General features: G+C 52.3%; 19 protein-coding genes and 1 tRNA gene. 13 read left to right on the forward strand and 7 right to left on the reverse strand.

Going from position 1 to position 18,128, the window contains the following annotated elements; all coding sequences use genetic code 11:
- Positions 1-241 precede the first annotated feature (241 nt).
- Both OGV83_RS04825 and rutR read left to right on the forward strand, forming a co-directional pair.
- On the forward strand, positions 242-415 hold the full coding sequence (locus tag OGV83_RS04825) for a con-10 family general stress protein (protein WP_012132907.1): 174 nt from the start codon (positions 242-244) through the stop codon (positions 413-415).
- Between the two features lie 201 nt (positions 416-616).
- A complete protein-coding gene (gene rutR, locus OGV83_RS04830) occupies positions 617-1,255 on the forward strand; it encodes an HTH-type transcriptional regulator RutR (RefSeq protein WP_012132906.1) in 639 nt (212 codons plus the stop codon).
- On the opposite strand, the gene OGV83_RS04835 is transcribed toward rutR, so the two are convergent.
- Positions 1,252-1,647: a lysozyme inhibitor LprI family protein gene (locus OGV83_RS04835; protein WP_071258246.1), complete on the reverse strand. Its 396-nt coding sequence runs from the start codon at positions 1,645-1,647 to the stop codon at positions 1,252-1,254. The genes rutR and OGV83_RS04835 overlap by 4 nt on opposite strands.
- A gap of 127 nt (positions 1,648-1,774) precedes the next feature.
- Positions 1,775-5,737, reverse strand: coding sequence for a trifunctional transcriptional regulator/proline dehydrogenase/L-glutamate gamma-semialdehyde dehydrogenase (putA, locus tag OGV83_RS04840; RefSeq protein WP_286463216.1), 3,963 nt, complete (start codon positions 5,735-5,737; stop codon positions 1,775-1,777).
- Here putA and OGV83_RS04845 point away from each other — a divergent pair.
- The 3 genes from OGV83_RS04845 (at position 5,736) to phoH (ending at position 9,019) form a co-directional block, all read left to right on the forward strand.
- Positions 5,736-6,002 carry a hypothetical protein gene (locus OGV83_RS04845; protein ID WP_123907508.1) on the forward strand — a complete coding sequence of 89 codons (267 nt, stop codon included), beginning with the start codon at positions 5,736-5,738 and terminating at the stop codon, positions 6,000-6,002. The two genes, putA and OGV83_RS04845, sit on opposite strands and share 2 nt — an antisense overlap.
- 157 nt (positions 6,003-6,159) lie before the next feature.
- Positions 6,160-7,668, forward strand: coding sequence for a sodium/proline symporter PutP (gene putP / locus OGV83_RS04850; RefSeq protein WP_024130454.1), 1,509 nt, complete (start codon positions 6,160-6,162; stop codon positions 7,666-7,668).
- A 562-nt stretch (positions 7,669-8,230) separates the two neighbouring features.
- Positions 8,231-9,019 carry a phosphate starvation-inducible protein PhoH gene (phoH, locus tag OGV83_RS04855; protein WP_012132901.1) on the forward strand — a complete coding sequence of 263 codons (789 nt, stop codon included), beginning with the start codon at positions 8,231-8,233 and terminating at the stop codon, positions 9,017-9,019.
- Positions 9,020-9,759: 740 nt separating this feature from the next.
- Here the strand turns inward: phoH and OGV83_RS04860 are convergent.
- Positions 9,760-9,847 (reverse strand) — tRNA-Ser (locus tag OGV83_RS04860).
- Positions 9,848-10,082: 235 nt separating this feature from the next.
- Here OGV83_RS04860 and ghrA point away from each other — a divergent pair.
- The 4 genes from ghrA to OGV83_RS04880 all read left to right on the forward strand — a co-directional run bounded on the left by ghrA (position 10,083) and on the right by OGV83_RS04880 (position 13,007).
- The gene (ghrA, locus tag OGV83_RS04865) at positions 10,083-11,021 is read left to right on the forward strand and encodes a glyoxylate/hydroxypyruvate reductase GhrA (RefSeq protein ID WP_012132898.1); all 939 of its coding nucleotides are present in this window, start codon (positions 10,083-10,085) and stop codon (positions 11,019-11,021) included.
- Positions 11,022-11,107: 86 nt separating this feature from the next.
- Positions 11,108-11,845, forward strand: coding sequence for a phosphatase (locus tag OGV83_RS04870; RefSeq protein WP_012132897.1), 738 nt, complete (start codon positions 11,108-11,110; stop codon positions 11,843-11,845).
- 23 nt (positions 11,846-11,868) lie between these two features.
- Complete coding sequence (locus OGV83_RS04875; protein ID WP_012132896.1) at positions 11,869-12,423, forward strand: TorD/DmsD family molecular chaperone; 555 nt, start codon at positions 11,869-11,871, stop codon at positions 12,421-12,423.
- Positions 12,424-12,524: 101 nt separating this feature from the next.
- Positions 12,525-13,007 carry a DUF1097 domain-containing protein gene (locus tag OGV83_RS04880; RefSeq protein ID WP_146209156.1) on the forward strand — a complete coding sequence of 161 codons (483 nt, stop codon included), beginning with the start codon at positions 12,525-12,527 and terminating at the stop codon, positions 13,005-13,007.
- A gap of 117 nt (positions 13,008-13,124) precedes the next feature.
- Here the strand turns inward: OGV83_RS04880 and csgG are convergent, their stop codons facing one another.
- Genes csgG through csgD form a run of 4 tightly spaced genes read right to left on the reverse strand, consistent with a single transcriptional unit; the run spans position 13,125 to position 15,477 of the window.
- Entirely contained in the window at positions 13,125-13,958 is an 834-nt protein-coding gene (gene csgG / locus OGV83_RS04885; RefSeq protein WP_024130452.1) for a curli production assembly/transport protein CsgG, read from the reverse strand.
- Positions 13,959-13,984: 26 nt separating this feature from the next.
- Positions 13,985-14,401 carry a curli production assembly/transport protein CsgF gene (csgF, locus tag OGV83_RS04890; protein WP_012132893.1) on the reverse strand — a complete coding sequence of 139 codons (417 nt, stop codon included), beginning with the start codon at positions 14,399-14,401 and terminating at the stop codon, positions 13,985-13,987.
- Positions 14,402-14,426: 25 nt separating this feature from the next.
- Entirely contained in the window at positions 14,427-14,822 is a 396-nt protein-coding gene (gene csgE / locus OGV83_RS04895) for a curli production assembly/transport protein CsgE (RefSeq protein ID WP_012132892.1), read from the reverse strand.
- A gap of 4 nt (positions 14,823-14,826) precedes the next feature.
- Positions 14,827-15,477: a biofilm master transcriptional regulator CsgD gene (csgD, locus tag OGV83_RS04900; protein ID WP_012132891.1), complete on the reverse strand. Its 651-nt coding sequence runs from the start codon at positions 15,475-15,477 to the stop codon at positions 14,827-14,829.
- 769 nt (positions 15,478-16,246) lie between these two features.
- Between csgD and csgB the strand changes: the two genes are divergently transcribed.
- From csgB to OGV83_RS04920, 4 genes are all read left to right on the forward strand, one after another.
- Complete coding sequence (gene csgB, locus OGV83_RS04905; RefSeq protein WP_047457584.1) at positions 16,247-16,702, forward strand: curli minor subunit CsgB; 456 nt, start codon at positions 16,247-16,249, stop codon at positions 16,700-16,702.
- Positions 16,703-16,742: 40 nt separating this feature from the next.
- A complete protein-coding gene (csgA, locus tag OGV83_RS04910) occupies positions 16,743-17,198 on the forward strand; it encodes a curli major subunit CsgA (protein ID WP_024130450.1) in 456 nt (151 codons plus the stop codon).
- A gap of 60 nt (positions 17,199-17,258) precedes the next feature.
- On the forward strand, positions 17,259-17,591 hold the full coding sequence (gene csgC, locus OGV83_RS04915) for a curli assembly chaperone CsgC (RefSeq protein WP_024130449.1): 333 nt from the start codon (positions 17,259-17,261) through the stop codon (positions 17,589-17,591).
- A 156-nt stretch (positions 17,592-17,747) separates the two neighbouring features.
- Positions 17,748-18,071, forward strand: coding sequence for a YmdA family protein (locus OGV83_RS04920; protein ID WP_200029268.1), 324 nt, complete (start codon positions 17,748-17,750; stop codon positions 18,069-18,071).
- Positions 18,072-18,128 lie beyond the last annotated feature (57 nt).

Consider the following 18,128-nt stretch of genomic DNA (forward strand, 5'->3'; position numbering starts at 1 on the left):
ATACATTTTTCGCCGTTCGGATTTCTTTAACCATAAGAGAGGCTTATTGATTTCCTGGGGGGATTATTCCTGTCCCCCTGACGAACCTGTTGCAGAATATTACGATTTACTGGTCAGCCGGGGTAACTTCGCTAAGCTTAGTTCCGCGTGGCAATAATTGTGGCGTCTGCCATATGCCGCGTGAGGAGATCTTCCTCAACACCGATGCAATATGATGTCTAATCTATGACGGAGGTCAGTAATGGCAAACCATCGGGGCGGTTCCGGTAATTTTGCGGAAGACCGCGAAAGAGCATCAGAAGCAGGTCGTAAAGGTGGCCAGCACAGCGGGGGCAACTTTAAGAATGACCCGCAGCGTGCATCAGAAGCAGGCAAAAAAGGGGGCAAAAGCAGTCACGGTAACCGTAACAGCTAGCCTGTAAGTTAACGCCATAATGTTTAGCGCATGCCGCTGGTAAACGTTATGATGCCACCGCCGCCGGTTCCTCCGGCGGTTTTTTTGTCCGTAAGATTGAAGTGTCGCCGCAGGCGACGCAAACTAAGCGTCCTGACGTTCAAAAAGAAAAAAGCGCCGTTGCCACGGTATCCTGGCGGCAATAAAACAAGGAGAGGGCGCATGGTTCAACGCGCAGAGAAAAAAACAGGTAAACGTTCACAGGCCGTCAGCGCCAAGCGCCAGGCGATTTTAACCGCTGCATTAAACACGTTTTCCCAGTACGGTATTCATGGTTCACGTCTGGAGCAGGTGGCTGAGCAGGCGGGAGTGTCCAAAACCAATTTGCTCTATTATTACCCGTCGAAAGAGGCGCTTTATGTCGCCGTACTGCGGCAAATCCTTGATATCTGGCTGGCGCCGTTAAAGGCCTTTCGTGAAGACTTCGCGCCACTGGTGGCGATCAAAGAGTACATCCGTCTTAAACTGGAGGTCTCCCGTGATTATCCGCAGGCTTCCCGGCTTTTTTGCATGGAGATGCTGGCGGGCGCGCCGTTGCTGATGGAAGAACTGACCGGGGATTTGAAGGCGCTGATTGACGAAAAATCAGCATTGATTGCCGGATGGGTAAACAGTGGAAAACTGGCGCCCGTCGATCCGCATCACCTGATCTTTATGATTTGGGCTTCAACGCAGCATTACGCCGATTTTGCGCCTCAGGTCGAAGCGGTAACGGGCGCAACGCTGCGTGATGAAGCCTTTTTCAATCAAACGGTCGAAAGCGTACAGCGGATGATTATTGAAGGCATTCGCGTACGTTAACCGGCTGGCGGCAACGGACAGCTCAAATCACCTTCCTCACATTGCAGCAGCGAAGCTAAAAACGCTTCGCGTTCGTCCGTTTTGTCCGTCATGCACTGGCTGGCGATCATCGGCTGTATACTGCCGCCTTCCGTGCCGGAACTGACCAGCGCGCAGTCGGCGTCCCGCAGGGCAATCCAGGCGATTTGCGCTTTTTTCAGCAAGTCACGCTGCGGCGGTTCGGCGCGTTTTAGCGCATTCTGGTACGTCTCATTGAGTTTTTTATCGGCGGTTTGAAATTGCGCGGCGGCGCAGGTGTTCATCTCCATTTGCGTGCTGGCGTTGGCGCAGTCATCGGCCAGTGCCGGAGCGCTGAGTAGCAGCGCAGCGCATGTGAATATAATTCGCTTCATACTTCCCTCTGGCTCTAAAACATTGCCGGATGGCGGCTTTGCCTGATCCGGCCTACAAATGTGTTTTGTAGGCCCGGTGAGCCGTAGCGCCACCGGGCATTTTCCAAAGCCTTAATTAACCACAGCCTTAACCAATTGTCATCAGGCTGGCGTTACCACCTGCCGCAGCGGTGTTAACGCTGAGCGAGCGCTCGATATACAGACGCTCCAGCAGGATATTGGTTTCACCACGGGCAAAGCCCTGTACCGACACGATCGCGCCGTCACGGGCGGCTACCGCCTCGCACAGCGCCCGTAGCTGATCGGAATCGCCGTGGAAGATCACCGCATCGAACGGCTGCGAAGTCAGCGTGTCCGCTTTCGCAAACTGAATACGTTCACAAACCGCAGCAGGCAGGCGCTTCGCCAGTTCGCGATGGAAGGCATCGTCCGGCCACAAAATCAGACTACCGACCGCTGTCACGGCGGCGACCTGCACCAGAGCGTCCTGCTCGTCATCAGCCAGACACAATACGCGTTCACGCGGCAGTAACGTCCAGGTATTGCGCTCACCGGTAGGGCCAGGCAGCAGACGCTGGGTTCCGGCCTGCGCCAGCTCGCTAAACTGCTGACAGAGCGTATGCAAGGCCGGGCGATCCGCCGCCCACCCGATCAGCGCGTCAAGCGGCTGAGTCAGCGCGGCTTTAAGCTGGGCATCCACCGGGTAGTCCGCATCCTGACGAGCAAGCGTAATGCCCAGCGCGTTTTCCGGGCGATTTGCCAACAGACGGTAGAGATAGAGCGGACCGCCCGCTTTCGGCCCGGTGCCGGACAAGCCTTCGCCGCCGAATGGCTGGACGCCCACGACCGCGCCGACCATATTACGGTTGACGTACAGGTTGCCTGCGTGCGCTGAACCGGTGACCTGCGCAATGGTCTCGTCAATTCGGGTATGTACGCCCAGCGTCAGACCGTAGCCGGAGGCGTTGATCTGCGCAATCAGTTCGGGAAGGTGGTTGCGCGTGTAACGCACCACATGCAGCACCGGCCCGAAGATCTCTTTTTGCAGCTCATCAAAACTTTCCAGCTCAATCAGCGTTGGCGGAACAAAGGTGCCGCTTTGCCATTCGCGCGCATCATCGCTGTTCTCACGTACGGCCTGGAATACCGGACGACCTTTCGTACGCATCGCCTGAATATGGCGCTCGATATTGGTTTTGGCTTCGTTATCGATAACCGGGCCAATGTCGGTGGTCAGACGGCCCGGATTGCCCATGCGGCATTCCGCCATTGCCCCGCGCAGCATTTTCAGGGTGTGGTCGGCGATATCATCCTGCAAGCACAGTATGCGTAGCGCCGAACAGCGCTGCCCGGCGCTGTCAAACGCAGATGCCAGCACATCCACAACCACCTGTTCGGTAAGGGCGGAGGAGTCCACGATCATGGCGTTCATCCCGCCGGTTTCCGCAATCAGCGGAATCGGGCGACCCTGCGCATCCAGACGGGTGGCGATGTTACGCTGCAATAAGCTGGCGACTTCGGTCGAGCCGGTAAACATCACGCCGCGTACGCGCTCATCGGAGGTTAACTGCGCCCCAACGGTTTCACCCTGGCCGGGCAGCAGCTGCACTACGCCCGGCGGAACACCGGCTTCCAGTAAGATGGCGATGCCCTGGGCGGCAATCAGCGGCGTTTGTTCCGCCGGTTTCGCCAGGACGCTGTTGCCCGCCGCCAGCGCAGCGGCAATTTGTCCGGTGAAGATGGCCAGCGGGAAGTTCCACGGGCTGATACAGACGACCGGGCCTAAAGGACGATGCGTTTCGTTATCAAAGTCATCGCGTACCTGCCCGGCGTAGTAGTGGAGGAAATCCACCGCTTCGCGTACTTCTGCAATGGCATTACTGAAGGTTTTCCCGGCTTCGCGTACCAGAATGCCAATCAACTGCTGCATTTGGCCTTCCATTAATACCGCCGCGCGTTGCAGGATGGCGGCGCGTTCCTGCGGTGGCGTCGCGAACCAGATAGGGGCGTTGTTAACCGCGTTTTGTAGCGCTTGTTCAACGTCCGCAGCGCTGGCTTCGCGCACGTAGCCGACGATGTCTTTCGGCTCTGCCGGGTTGATCACCGGCGTCATCTCTCCGTCAGCGACCGGCTGTTCCAGCATCGGTTTGGCCTGCCATTTTTGCAGCGCATTGTTCAACAGGGCGGAGGAGAGGGAAGCCAGACGGTGTTCGTTCGCCAGATCCAACCCGCCGGAGTTTTCCCGGCCTTGTCCGTAGAGGTCGCGAGGCAGCGGGATTTTCGGATGCGGCAAGCCGGTTTGCCCTTCTTGCTGCGCCAGTTTTTCCACGGCCTCCACCGGGTCGGCGACCAGTTCATCCAGCGGCAGCGTGGCGTCGGCAATACGGTTAACGAAGGAGGTGTTGGCGCCGTTTTCCAGCAGGCGGCGCACCAGATACGCCAGCAGCGTTTCATGCGTGCCGACCGGGGCATAAATACGACACGGACGGTTGAGTTTGCCATCCGCCACTTTACCGGTGACCTGCTCGTACAGCGGTTCGCCCATGCCGTGCAGACACTGGAATTCATACTGGCCCGGATAGTAGTTCTGCCCCGCCAGTTGATAAATCGCCGCCAGAGTATGGGCGTTATGGGTCGCAAACTGCGGGTAAATCAGATTCGGTACGGCGAGCAGTTTTTTCGCGCAGGCCAGATAAGAAACGTCGGTATAGACCTTGCGGGTGTAAACCGGGTATCCCTCCAGTCCGTCCATTTGGGCGCGTTTGATTTCACTGTCCCAGTACGCGCCTTTCACCAGGCGGATCATCAGGCGACGACGGCTACGAGTGGCGAGATCGATCAGATAATCAATCACAAACGGGCAGCGTTTCTGATAAGCCTGAATCACGAAACCGATGCCGTTCCAGCCAGCCAGTTCCGGCTCAAAACAAAGTTTTTCCAGCAGGTCGAGGGAGATTTCCAGACGGTCAGCTTCTTCGGCGTCGATGTTGATGCCGATATCATACTGACGCGCCAGCAGCGTCAGGGATTTCAGGCGCGGATACAGCTCCTCCATCACGCGGTCATACTGCGCGCGGCTGTAGCGCGGGTGCAGGGCGGAAAGCTTGATGGAGATCCCCGGCCCTTCATAAATTCCGCGTCCGTTAGACGCTTTGCCAATGGCGTGAATAGCCTGCTGATACGAAACCATATAAGCCTGCGCATCGGCGGCGGTCAGCGCCGCTTCGCCTAACATATCGTAGGAGTAGCGAAAGCCCTTGTCTTCCAGCTTACGCGCATTCGCCAGCGCTTCGGCGATGGTTTCGCCGGTGACGAACTGCTCGCCCATCAGGCGCATTGCCATGTCCACGCCTTTGCGGATCAGCGGCTCGCCGCTCTTACCGATAATCCGGTTCAGCGAGCGAGAGAGATTGGCTTCGTTGTGGGTAGAGACCAGCTTGCCGGTAAACAACAGACCCCAGGTGGCGGCATTAACAAACAGCGACGGGCTGCGGCCAATATGCGACTGCCAGTTGCCGTTGCTGATTTTGTCGCGGATGAGCGCGTCACGCGTCGCTTTATCCGGGATACGCAGCAGCGCTTCCGCAAGGCACATCAGCGCGACGCCTTCCTGTGAGGAGAGGGAGAACTCCTGCAACAGCCCCTGCACCATCCCGGCGCGACCGCTGGCCGTTTTCTGGTTACGCAGTTTCTCCGCCAGTTGATAGGCCAGCTTGTGGGCCTGCTCAGCCACCGGCTGCGGTAGACGCGCCTGCTCCATTAACATCGGCACCGCATCGGTTTCGGCGCGACGGTAAGCTGCGGTAATCGCGGCGCGGGAGACCGACTGAGGCAGGATCTGCTCGGCAAATTCAAGGAAAGGCTGGTGGTTTTCTTCCTGCTGTGCGGTTGACTCATCACCTTCATTGGCGGCGCCAGCCAGCAGGGCGGGCAACTCCGGTAACGCCTCGTCGCTTTCCAGTTTTTCCAGATAATTAAAGATTGCCTGTTTGATCAGCCAGTGTGGGGTGCGATCAATTCGTGTTGCTGCTGTTTTAATACGTTCGCGCGTCGCGTCGTCCAGCTTAACCCCCATCGTGGTGGTTCCCATGCCGTCTACTCCTGTTGTTCTGATATGTGCTGCTGATAGTTATCGAGAAATATCCACCATGTTGCAACTTTGTGCAACCTCGTTAAATGTGACCTGCCTTGCAAGCTTAAAAATGAATGAAATGTTAAAAGAAGAGACGCTTCTGGATGGGATAAAAACAATAACCAAATCTTTTTCTCTGCGGCAGTTAACACTTTTGAAAGGTGCAACCTTAAAAAATGTGAGAGAGTGCAACCTGGAGAAAAATAGTATCCCACCCGAATAAAATTTGATGTAAATGATGTGTTAAATCGATTGTGAATGACCACCGCTTCCGGCAGGATACGGTCGCCCTGGTAAACATAAACACCATTGCCACGTTCCGGCAGGGTATAAAACGGCAGCTCTTATTATTGCCGGCACATAAAATCTGGAGACTTTTGATGGCTATTAGCACACCGATGTTGGTGACGTTTTGTGTCTATATCTTTGGCATGATATTGATAGGGTTTATTGCATGGCGTTCGACCAAAAACTTTGATGACTATATTCTCGGCGGCCGCAGCCTTGGGCCGTTTGTGACGGCATTATCCGCTGGCGCATCTGATATGAGCGGCTGGCTGCTGATGGGTCTGCCGGGGGCGATTTTCCTGTCGGGGATTTCTGAAAGCTGGATCGCGATTGGTCTGACGTTAGGGGCATGGATTAACTGGAAACTGGTGGCGGGACGTTTACGCGTCCACACTGAATTTAATGATAACGCCCTGACTCTGCCGGATTATTTTACCGGGCGTTTTGAAGATAAAAGTCGCGTTCTGCGCATTATCTCTGCCCTGGTTATCCTGCTGTTTTTCACCATTTATTGCGCATCGGGGATTGTGGCAGGGGCGCGTTTGTTTGAAAGCACCTTTGGCATGAGCTATGAAACCGCGCTGTGGGCGGGGGCGGCAGCCACCATTATCTACACCTTTATTGGCGGCTTCCTGGCCGTGAGCTGGACCGATACCGTCCAGGCCAGCCTGATGATTTTCGCCCTGATTCTGACGCCTGTTATGGTGATCATCAGCGTCGGCGGTTTTGGTGACTCCCTGGAAGTGATCAAACAAAAGAGCATTGAGAATGTGGATATGCTCAAGGGGCTGAACTTTGTCGCCATTATCTCCCTGATGGGCTGGGGGCTGGGCTACTTTGGTCAACCGCATATTCTGGCGCGCTTTATGGCGGCGGATTCTCATCACAGCATCGTGCACGCGCGTCGCATCAGTATGAGCTGGATGATCCTGTGTCTGGCGGGGGCGGTGGCTGTCGGCTTCTTCGGCATTGCTTACTTTAACAATAACCCGGCACTGGCCGGAGCGGTGAATCAGAACTCGGAACGCGTGTTCATTGAACTGGCGCAAATCCTGTTCAACCCGTGGATTGCCGGTATTCTGCTGTCCGCTATTCTCGCGGCGGTGATGTCGACGTTAAGCTGCCAGCTGCTGGTGTGCTCCAGCGCGATTACCGAAGATTTGTATAAAGCCTTCTTGCGTAAAGGCGCGAGCCAGAAAGAGCTGGTATGGGTAGGGCGCATTATGGTGCTGGTGGTTGCGCTGGTGTCTATCGCGCTGGCTGCTAACCCTGAAAACCGCGTGCTCGGTCTGGTGAGCTATGCGTGGGCGGGCTTCGGCGCGGCGTTTGGCCCGGTCGTGCTGTTCTCGGTGATGTGGTCGCGTATGACCCGTAACGGCGCGCTGGCCGGAATGGTTATCGGGGCGCTGACGGTTATTGTCTGGAAACAGTTTGGCTGGCTGGATCTGTACGAAATCATCCCTGGCTTCATCTTCGGCAGCATCGGGATTGTGGTCTTTAGCCTGCTGGGTAAAGCGCCGTCGTCGGCTATGCAAGAACGTTTTGCAAAAGCGGATGCGTATTACCACTCCGCACCGCCGTCGCGTTTACAGGCAGAGTAATCTGACCGCTGCCCGTTTACTTTCATCGCCCGCCATGCGCGGGCTTTTTATTCAGAATTGTGGCGTGTTTCTCTGTATGTCGATGAATGAAAGTATTAATTTTTACTATGAGCGTTCAGGTGAAATAATTTTGTAATATCTCTGTAAGAGACTATTGCCAGTGCAAAGGGGAACTTTAGTTAATGCATGGTAAATATGTTGTTGCATTAATGATAAATTATGTTGTACTAATACGTAATAGCGGTAGTTCCCGGCAGTGATGACACTTTTCACTATGGAGATCGCGAATGGTAAGGTCCTGTACTGGACACGTTTTTCGCAGTAACAGCAATAACTTATGCGGATGCCTCTCCTCCGGTAGCCCTGTCGTCACCGCTAAATTCCTCTCACTTCCTCTTTTTATCCCTGTTACTGACGCCGTATTCGGTGCGCGTAGCCGTGTAGGGCGTCTTTTCAAAAAGCAAGCAATGGCTTACAAGGAAGCCAACCCTCAGATGTTTGTGCGCATAATCGTGCCGCCAACGGCGCGTGTGATGTATACCAACAACTCAAGGTGCTATCCATGGGAAGACAAAAAGCAGTGATCAAAGCTCGTCGTGAAGCAAAACGTGTGCTGAGACGGGATTCGCGTAGCCACAAACAACGTGAAGAAGAATCGGTCACCTCGCTTGTGCAGATGAGCGGCGTAGAAGCGATAGGCATGGCGCGTGATAGCCGTGACGCCACACCAATCGTAGCGCGAAATGAGGCTCAGGAGCACTACCTGAATGCTATCGAGAGTAAACAACTGATCTTCGCCACTGGCGAAGCCGGGTGTGGAAAAACCTGGATCAGTGCGGCAAAAGCAGCAGAGGCCCTGATACATAAAGATGTAGACAGGATTATTGTTACCCGTCCGGTTTTGCAGGCCGATGAAGATCTCGGCTTCTTACCAGGCGATATATCCGAGAAGTTCGCGCCTTATTTCCGGCCCGTCTATGACGTGCTGGTGAAACGCCTGGGCGCGTCTTTTATGCAATACTGCCTGCGGCCTGAGATTGGTAAGGTGGAAATCGCGCCGTTCGCCTATATGCGCGGACGTACATTTGAAAATGCAGTCGTCATTCTTGACGAGGCTCAGAATGTGACTGCTGCGCAAATGAAGATGTTCTTAACGCGCCTCGGGGAGAACGTGACGGTTATCGTAAATGGCGACATTACCCAGTGCGATTTACCGGCTCATGTTCAATCAGGGTTAAGTGATGCGTTAGCTCGCTTTGAAGAAGATGAGATGATAGGTATTGTCCGTTTCCATAAAGACGACTGCGTGCGTTCGGCATTGTGCCAACGAACCCTTCATGCCTACAACTGAAGCGTCGTCAGATCTCATAGCCCGGGAAACCGGGCTTTGTTTTTTTGTAGGCCGGATAAGGCGCTTGCGCTGCCATCCGGCGATGTGCAGGCGCCCGGTGGCGCTAACGCTTACCGGGCCTGGGGTGTTCTTGTAGGCCGGATAAGGCGCTTGCGCCGCCATCCGGCGATGTGCGGGTGCCCGATGGTGCTAACGCGTATCGGTCCTGGGATGTTTTTGTAGGCCGGATAAGGCGCTTGCGCTGCCATCCGGCGATGTGCGAGCGCCCGGTGGCGCTAACGCTTACCGGGCCTGGGGTGTTCTTGTCAGCCGGATAGCATGTGCAATAGGCAAAAAAAAGCCCGTACTTTCGTACGAGCTCTTTTTCCGAATATGGCGGTGAGGGGGGGATTGACTCGCTTCGCTCGCCCTGCGGGCAGCCCGCTCTCTGCGTTCGCGGTCTGTCCAACTGGCTGCCGCCAGTTGTCGAACCCCGGTCGTGGGTTCTCATCCCCCCACAGCGCGTGCAACATGCAAAAAAAAGCCCGTACTTTAGTACGAGCTCTTTTTCTGAATATGGCGGTGAGGGGGGGATTGACTCGCTTCGCTCGCCCTGCGGGCAGCCCGCTCTCTGCGTTCGCGGTCTGTCCAACTGGCTGCCGCCAGTTGTCGAACCCCGGTCGTGGGTTCTCATCCCCCCACAGCGCGTGCAACATGCAAAAAAAAAGCCCGTACTTTCGTACGAGCTCTTTTTCTGAATATGGCGGTGAGGGGGGGATTCGAACCCCCGATACGTTGCCGTATACACACTTTCCAGGCGTGCTCCTTCAGCCACTCGGACACCTCACCATATTGTCGTTCCAGTGTTGCTGGAACGGGCGCTAATTTAGGGAAATACGCCCCCGGCGTCAATCACCTTTTCTAAAAAATCGTGCAATTACACAAACTTCAATCAACATGCAGTTTAAATAAGCGGAAACTGCTTTTTTTGCCAGCATCTCTAAATTTGTTATGCTGATGATCCCTATGAAAATGATGATAATAAGTGCGAGTAAATTCCGCACAACAACACTCAGGAGTCAACATGGAGATAATGTTCTATCACCCGACCTTCGATACGGCCTGGTGGCTTAACGCTTTGGCAAAGGCGATTCCCGGCGCGAATATTCGTGAATGGAAACCCGGTGATAACGAACCTGCGGATTATGCGCTCGTGTGGCATCCGCCGGTGGAGATGCTTGAAGGACGGAAGCTAAAAGCCGTATTTGCGCTTGGCGCAGGTGTGGATTCCATTCTGAGTAAGCTCAAAGCGCACCCGGAAATGCTGGATGCCTCTATCCCGTTGTTCCGCCTGGAAGATACCGGCATGGGCCTGCAAATGCAGGAGTATGCCGTGAGCCAGGTGCTGCATTGGTTCCGCCGCTTCGATGATTATCAGGCGTTGAAAAACCAGTCAACATGGCAGCCGCTGCCGGAATATGATCGCGATGAGTTCACCGTCGGTATTATGGGGGCGGGGGTGCTGGGCGCCAAAGTCGCTGAAGCGCTCCAGGCATGGGGGTTCCCGCTTCGCTGCTGGAGCCGTAGCCGTAAATCCTGGCCTGGCGTAGAGAGTTTTGCGGGAGCTGAGGAGTTAGGCGCATTCCTGAATCAAACAAGGGTGCTGATCAACCTGCTGCCAAATACGGCGGAGACGGTGGGCATTATTAATTCCGGCTTGCTCAATCAGTTACGGGATGGCGCTTACCTGCTTAACCTGGCGCGTGGCGTGCATGTTAATGAGGACGATCTGCTTGCCGCGTTGAATAGCGAAAAACTCAAAGGGGCGATGCTGGATGTTTTCAGCCGCGAGCCGTTGCCAAAAGAGAGTCCGCTCTGGCAACACCCTCGCGTGGCGATGACGCCGCACATTGCTGCCGTCACCCGCCCGGCGGAAGCCGTGGACTATATTTCGCGCACCATTACGCATCTGGAACGCGGCGAATCCGTGACGGGTCAGGTCGATCGCGTTCGCGGCTATTGATGACAACCCGGTTAGCGCCGGGTTTCGACTAATAAATGGCGACGATACCTGCTATCCTTGTCGGAAAACGACTACAGGAGTGAGTTATGTATCCCGTTGACTTGCATATGCATACCGTCGCCAGCACCCACGCATACAGTACCTTGCACGATTATATTGCCGAAGCGAAACGCAAAGGTATTAAGCTCTTTGCCATTACCGATCACGGCCCGGATATGGCCGATGCTCCGCATCACTGGCACTTTATCAACATGCGTATCTGGCCGCGTCTGGTTGACGGGGTGGGCATTCTTCGCGGTATTGAAGCCAACATCAAGAATATCGATGGCGAGATTGACTGCACGGGCCCGATGCTGAACTCGCTGGATGTGATTATCGCCGGTTTCCATGAACCGGTTTTCGCGCCGCACGATAAAGAGACCAATACCCAGGCGATGATTGCCGCGATGGCCAGCGGAAATGTGCATATTATCAGCCATCCGGGTAACCCGAAGTATCCTGTCGATATCACCGCGATTGCGCAGGCGGCGGCTAAATACCAGGTGGCGCTGGAAATCAATAACTCGTCATTCCTGCATTCGCGCAAAGGCAGTGAAGATAATTGCCGCGCGGTGGCCGCAGCCGTGCGTGACGCTGGCGGATGGGTAGCGTTAGGGTCGGATTCCCATACTGCGTTTACACTCGGTGAATTTGCCGAATGCCGGAAGATCCTGGATGAAGTGGATTTCCCGGAAGAACGCGTTTTAAACGTTTCGCCAGGACGCTTACTGAGATTTCTGGAATCGCGCGGTATGGCGCCGATCCCGGAGTTTGCTGAACTTTAATTGCTGATAACTGGAATATATCAATGAATGAGTTTTCTATCCTGTGTCGTGTGCTGGGATCGCTGTATTACCGCCAACCGCAGGACCCTCTGCTGGTTCCTCTGTTTACGCTGATCCGCGAGGGTAAATTGTCGGCAAGCTGGCCGCTGGAGCAGGATGAGCTTCTGGCGCGGTTGCAGAAAAGTTGCGACATGACCCAACTGGCGGCGGACTACAATGCGCTGTTTGTCGGCGACGAGTGCGCCGTGTCGCCTTATCGCAGCGCCTGGGTGGAAGGGGCGAAGGAGTCCGATGTTCGCGCATTTCTTTCCGCTCGCGGTATGCCGTTGGCGGATACCCCTGCCGACCATATCGGTACGCTGCTGCTGGCCGCCTCCTGGCTGGAGGATCAGTCTGCTGAAGATGAGAGCGAAGCGCTGGAAACGCTGTTTATTGAATACCTGCTTCCCTGGTGCGGTACTTTCCTTGGCAAAGTGGAAGCCCATGCCGCGACGCCATTCTGGCGTACGATGGCGCCGTTGACGCGCGATGCGATCGGCGCAATGTGGGATGAGTTACAGGAAGGTGCTGAAGAGTAAATGTGATCATAGTCACTTTGTTATGCAACGTGATTAATTGCCTTGCATAAAATGTGTGCGTGATCTCATTCGTATGCCGCTTTTCTGCTATGATGCGCGGCATGAACATACTTATCTCCATTGCAATCACAACGGGCATTCTCTCCGGTATCTGGGGATGGGTGGCCGTTTCCTTTGGCCTGCTCAGCTGGGCGGGTTTTCTGGGCTGTACGGCCTATTTCGCCTGCCCGCAGGGCGGCCTGAAAGGGTTATTGATTTCTGCATGTACGCTCCTGAGCGGCGTGGTGTGGGCGCTGGTGATTATTCACGGCAGCGCGCTGGCTCCGCATCTGGAGATCGTCAGTTACGTCATGACGGGAATCGTCGCATTTTTGATGTGCGTTCAGGCGAAGCAGCTGTTGCTTTCTTTTGTGCCTGGCACCTTTATCGGCGCATGCGCGACGTTTGCAGGGCAGGGGGACTGGCGACTGGTTCTGCCTTCGCTGGCGCTGGGACTCGTGTTTGGCTATGCGATGAAAAATAGCGGGCTGTGGCTGGCGTCTCGTCGGGTAAGAGAGTCTTCGCCGACGGCGGTCAGCAAATAAAAAAGCGTGAGGTTTCCCCCACGCTCATATGATGTCAATCCTGATGGCGCAAACTTATCCTGCCTGCTGTAGGCCCGATAAGCCTGCGCCATCGGGCATTCTACGGTTGGCGAAATATCAGGATTCCGGCGGTACGGACATGTGGCGGTATTTCACCAGAATGTCGTTCTGACGCTCCGCTTTGTTCTGCAAATCCCACAGGCCGCGATCGATCCCGTCGTTAATCAGGAAGATAACGCCCGTTTCAATCGCTGACATCAGACACAGCATCACCGGTTCATTAGAGGTGTAGCCGATTTCACCTTCCAGCAGTCGCTGGTAATCAATAAAGCGGAACACCCCGGCCTGCACCTCATAGGAAAGGATGGTCTTGCTGGTATTGACCGAAGAGAGGATCTCGCCGGTGCTGACGTTAACCACGCGCAGGTTTACCGCAATCTGGTCAAGCTGATACTGCGTATCCGCACCGATACCGAAGTACCGCGCGCCGACCCCGCCTGACTTCACGTTGCTTTCGTAACCGATAATCGACCCTTCCACCATGATATTCGCGGCGGTGAGGGACTGAAGCGGGATTCGGTTATTGATAGCCACCGTGCCGTTTTCCTGCGCTGCACGAATAATTTTGCGTTCGTTCAGCAGGTTTTGCAGTCCCTGACGCTCCAGCGGGATAAACCAGCGGGAGTCTTTCAGCGCAGTCACCAGCATCGCGGTGGCGCTCTGCGGAACGGCAGTCGAGAAGTTACTCGCCGGATAAGGTTTAAACTGGCCCGTTTCATCCTGAATATTATAAACCGAGACAAAAATCTTACCCGTTGGCATCGGCAGGTGCGTCAAATCTTTATAGCTTTGCGCACGAGGCATTAATGTCGGTTTCGCGGCTTCTTTAGGCGGGGCGGTTAAGCATCCGCTCAGTAAACATACTGCAACCAAAATAAGTAAGCGCTGCATGATTATTGTCCTTTGGTAGCTGGGGCTTAGAAATCGGTTGACTGTGTTTGCAAACCTGACACTTCAATCGTCGAGGTTTTCCCGGTTTTCCTGTCCGTGACATTAAGTCGCAGTTGCCCATCCCGGTTGGCGATATCAATGATAAAATCATTGGTCACCATTCTGCCTGGTTTGCCGGTGTTAATATTCGTCAGCAATCCGCCAAGGATTTGCGATTGAATAGCTTGCGTAAAGTTATCCAGTGCAGACGGGGTTTCAATCCCGAAGTCGTCGTAATAACTTGGGTCCTTATAAGAGTTTTGTGCCTGAGCGCTATTTAATAAAAATGCGCCGTTATTTGGGTTTCCACCAAAATTAGGATTTCGGAACTGGAATGTCATATTTCCGGCCCAACTTAATGGTGAAATAAGCATGAGCATAACTACTGCATGTTTGACACGCATGGCAGCCTCCAGACTAAATCATATTTTAGAATTCATCGCGCGCTAAATCACTCGTGCTTAATAGCGTTTGATCTATTTGCCGACGATTTAATGCTTCTTCAGTTTGCGCCAGCGCGAAGTCAACGGTTCGCTCGAAGTCTCTTTTCGTTGGGAATAAAAAAGTCTGGAATATAACGTCCTGATTTACCGTTATCGTGATCCAACTTCCCCAACGCGCACTGGGTCTTTCATTGATGGTCAAATTGCCTGTGTACTCACTTTCCCATTTGTCGCTGAAGGCGCGATAAAAATTGTGGCCGACTGATGAGACGGTATGGTCAGTTAAGAGTCCGGGAACTTCCACTTCAACTTCCGCAGCGTGAAGATTCCCTGCGGCAAGCAGTAATTCTGCTGCCACAATCCAGGTCAGATAGCGTTTCATGGCTTTATCGCCTGAGGTTATCGTTTGCCCACGAGACCGCCTGAGTACGGTTTTTAACAGCTATCTTTTTGAAAAGATTATAAAGATGTGTTTTTACCGTATTCTCGCTGATAAAAAGCGAGCGGGCGATTTCAATGTTTGAGGCGCCGATTCGCAGTTTATTGAGGATCTCTTTTTCACGATGAGTGAGAAGCGCTGATTCCGTGCTGTTGTAACGGTAGTTCCCTGAATGGGTGATCAGGTAACTGGCCAGCTTTTGCGAAAAATAGCATTCGCCTCGCAGGATCCCCTGCAAGCCGTTAACGACACGTTCTTCATCCTCCGTTGCGTAAAACACGCCATTGATATGTGGCCAGTTTTCAATATCACGGAAGGGATAGTCGTCGGGAGTGTTCAACAATAACGTCTTGATATTGTTGTTTTTCCGACTCAAATTGTCTTGCCAGTAATGGATAATTTTTTTATCCGCTTCCATCATATCCAGTAAAACAATGCAACTGGCGGATATATCATCCAGAGAACGTTGAATATTATGTAGTTTTCCGGTAACAGCCAGTGATTGCTTTAAATGCTGCAATAATGCAGTGGCCTGTAAAGATGGTTTTGTGATCAACAATAATGTATGACCATGAATACTATGGACTTCATTAAACATGATGAAACCCCACTTTTTTTAGTCGCACATCTGACAGCTGCCTCAGCTAAAATACGAGGCACCAGAAGTACTGACAGATGTTGCACTGCTGTGTGTAGAAATAAAACATCAACCCAAAAAGGGTAAAAATATTAAAACAGATGGGCTACAACTGATTTCAATCTAGTCATTACAAACCTTAAAGCAAGTGTTAAACTTGTAACAAAATGTAAAATTATATATTAATATGTTAATGTATGGATTTTTTAGAGATTAGATTTGATAGAAAAGTTGTACATGTTGCTGTTATTGCATAGATTTAAAAAATCATACAAATTATAATAACTTATTGATTTTAAATCACAATTTAAAATTATGTTTGAGTTTGTCTGACAAGTTAATTTTAAAACGTTCGACTCAGGGCCGCCTGGACATTTTTAGTGAGAAAAAAATGATGTTTGTCACGAGTTGTGACGGCGATGCAGTGTGATGCCCGGAGAAACGCATAATGATATGCAGAAAACGGTTTTTCCCTCTCACTGGCAGAAATGTTTAGCCCGCTACAGATAAGAAAATAAATTTTTCGTAAATAACAGTGAAATCAACAGTGAATTAGCACTTTGGTGTGACGCTGAATATCAAAATACCACTCGCGGGTGAGTTATTTAAAATGTTTCCACGGACATACTCTTCATCGTAACGCGGCGTTAACAAAAAACGAATCGCGTTAACAGTCAAATTGAAATGCTTTTAAATTAACGTAATGTACGACCAGGTCCAGGGTGACAACATGAAAAACAAATTGTTATTTATGATGTTAACAATACTGGGTGCGCCTGGGATTGCAGCCGCGACAAGTTATGATCTGGCAAATGCGGAATATAATTTTGCGGTAAATGAATTAAGCAAGTCTTCATTTAATCAGGCAGCCATTATTGGTCAAAAGGGCACTTATAATAGTGCAAAAACACGCCAGGACGGCTCAAAACTTTTATCTGTTATTTCACAAGAAGGCGGAAATAACCGGGCGAAGATTGACCAGTCAGGAGCTTATAACCTTGCATATATTGATCAGGCGGGTTACGCCAATGATGCAAGTATATCGCAAGGCTCTTATGGTAATACTGCAATGATTATTCAGAAAGGTTCTGGTAATAAAGCAGATATTACGCAGTACGGTACGCAAAAAACAGCAGTTGTAGTGCAGAGACAGTCGCGCATGGCTATTCGCGTTACGCAACGTTAATACCATGACGACTTTTAAATCAATCCGATGGGGGTTTACCATGAAACTTTTAAAAGTGGCAGCATTCGCAGCAATCGTAGTTTCTGGCAGTGCTCTGGCAGGTGTTGTTCCGCAGTGGGGCGGTGGCGGCGGTCATAATAATGGCGGTAATAATTCCGGCCCTGAATCCACCCTGAGTATTTTCCAGTACGGTAGCGCAAACTCTGCTCTTGCTCTGCAAAGCGATGCTCGTAAATCAGATCTGTCCATCAAACAATATGGTCATGGTAACGGCGCAGACGTAGGCCAGGGCGCTGACAACAGCGGCATTGACCTGACCCAGAATGGGTACAGAAACAGCGCGACTATCGATCAGTGGAATGCCAAAAACTCTGATATCGTTGTGAGCCAGTTTGGTGGCCGCAACGGCGCGCTGGTTAACCAGACTGCGTCCGACTCCCAGGTATCGGTTACTCAGGTCGGCTTCGGCAACAACGCCACGGCTAACCAGTACTGATTCAGGTCGGGTACTCATAATAAACAGGGCGAAAGCCCTGTTTTTTTTCGTGAGGATATAATGAATACGCTATTACTCCTTGCCGCGCTCTCCAGCCAGATTACATTTAATACCACGCAACAAGGTGAAATTTACACCATTGTCCCCCAGGTTACGCTCAGCAAACCCTGCGTGTGCGAAGTCCAAATTTTTGCCGTTCGTGATGGGAAAGGAGGGCAAAGCCGTACACAGCAGAAAACAACCCTTTCTTTGCCCGCTAATCAACCCATTGATTTAACGAAACTCAGTTTAAATATTTCCCCGGAGGACTCGGTAAAAATTATCGTTACCGTTTCCGACGGGCAGTCGTTGCATTTGTCGCAGCAATGGCCATCTCCTGAGAAGTCATCTTAATCATTTGATTTATTTGGTGATTGTTTGTGGCAGGGGATGGATTACTGTTCTATGAATTATAGAGAGGCAACAACGTCGTTTCCGTTCACCGCGAGCGTCGCAGTGGAAGGAAAACTCCGATCCTTCAAGTATGATTGATCATTGAGGAGCTATTGTATGTTTGCGTTGTGTTCGAAAAATATCCTCGGAGCAGGCCTTGGCGTCTGCATTCTCTTTTCTTCCTCTGTTACAGCTCAACAAATCACTACCGGCGGCGTTATTCATTTTCGTGGTCAGATTGTCGAACCTCCCTGTGAGGTCAGTGCCCGGCAGCAAAATATTGACATGACATGCGTGAATAATGGCCAGATGAAAACTAACCGTTTTACCCTGCAACAGGTTACAACCGCCCCGCAAAGCCTTCGACAAATTGCATCCGTGAGAATCAACTATCTCGATCCGCAACAACGTCTGGCAATTATGAGTATTGAATACCAATAAACGCATCTGTCAGAGATAAAATCGTTCGATTAAAAAACGCGATTTCATTGAAAGCCC

Source organism: Citrobacter sp. CK189 (assembly GCF_030333505.1).
Classification (GTDB): domain Bacteria; phylum Pseudomonadota; class Gammaproteobacteria; order Enterobacterales; family Enterobacteriaceae; genus Citrobacter_B; species Citrobacter_B koseri.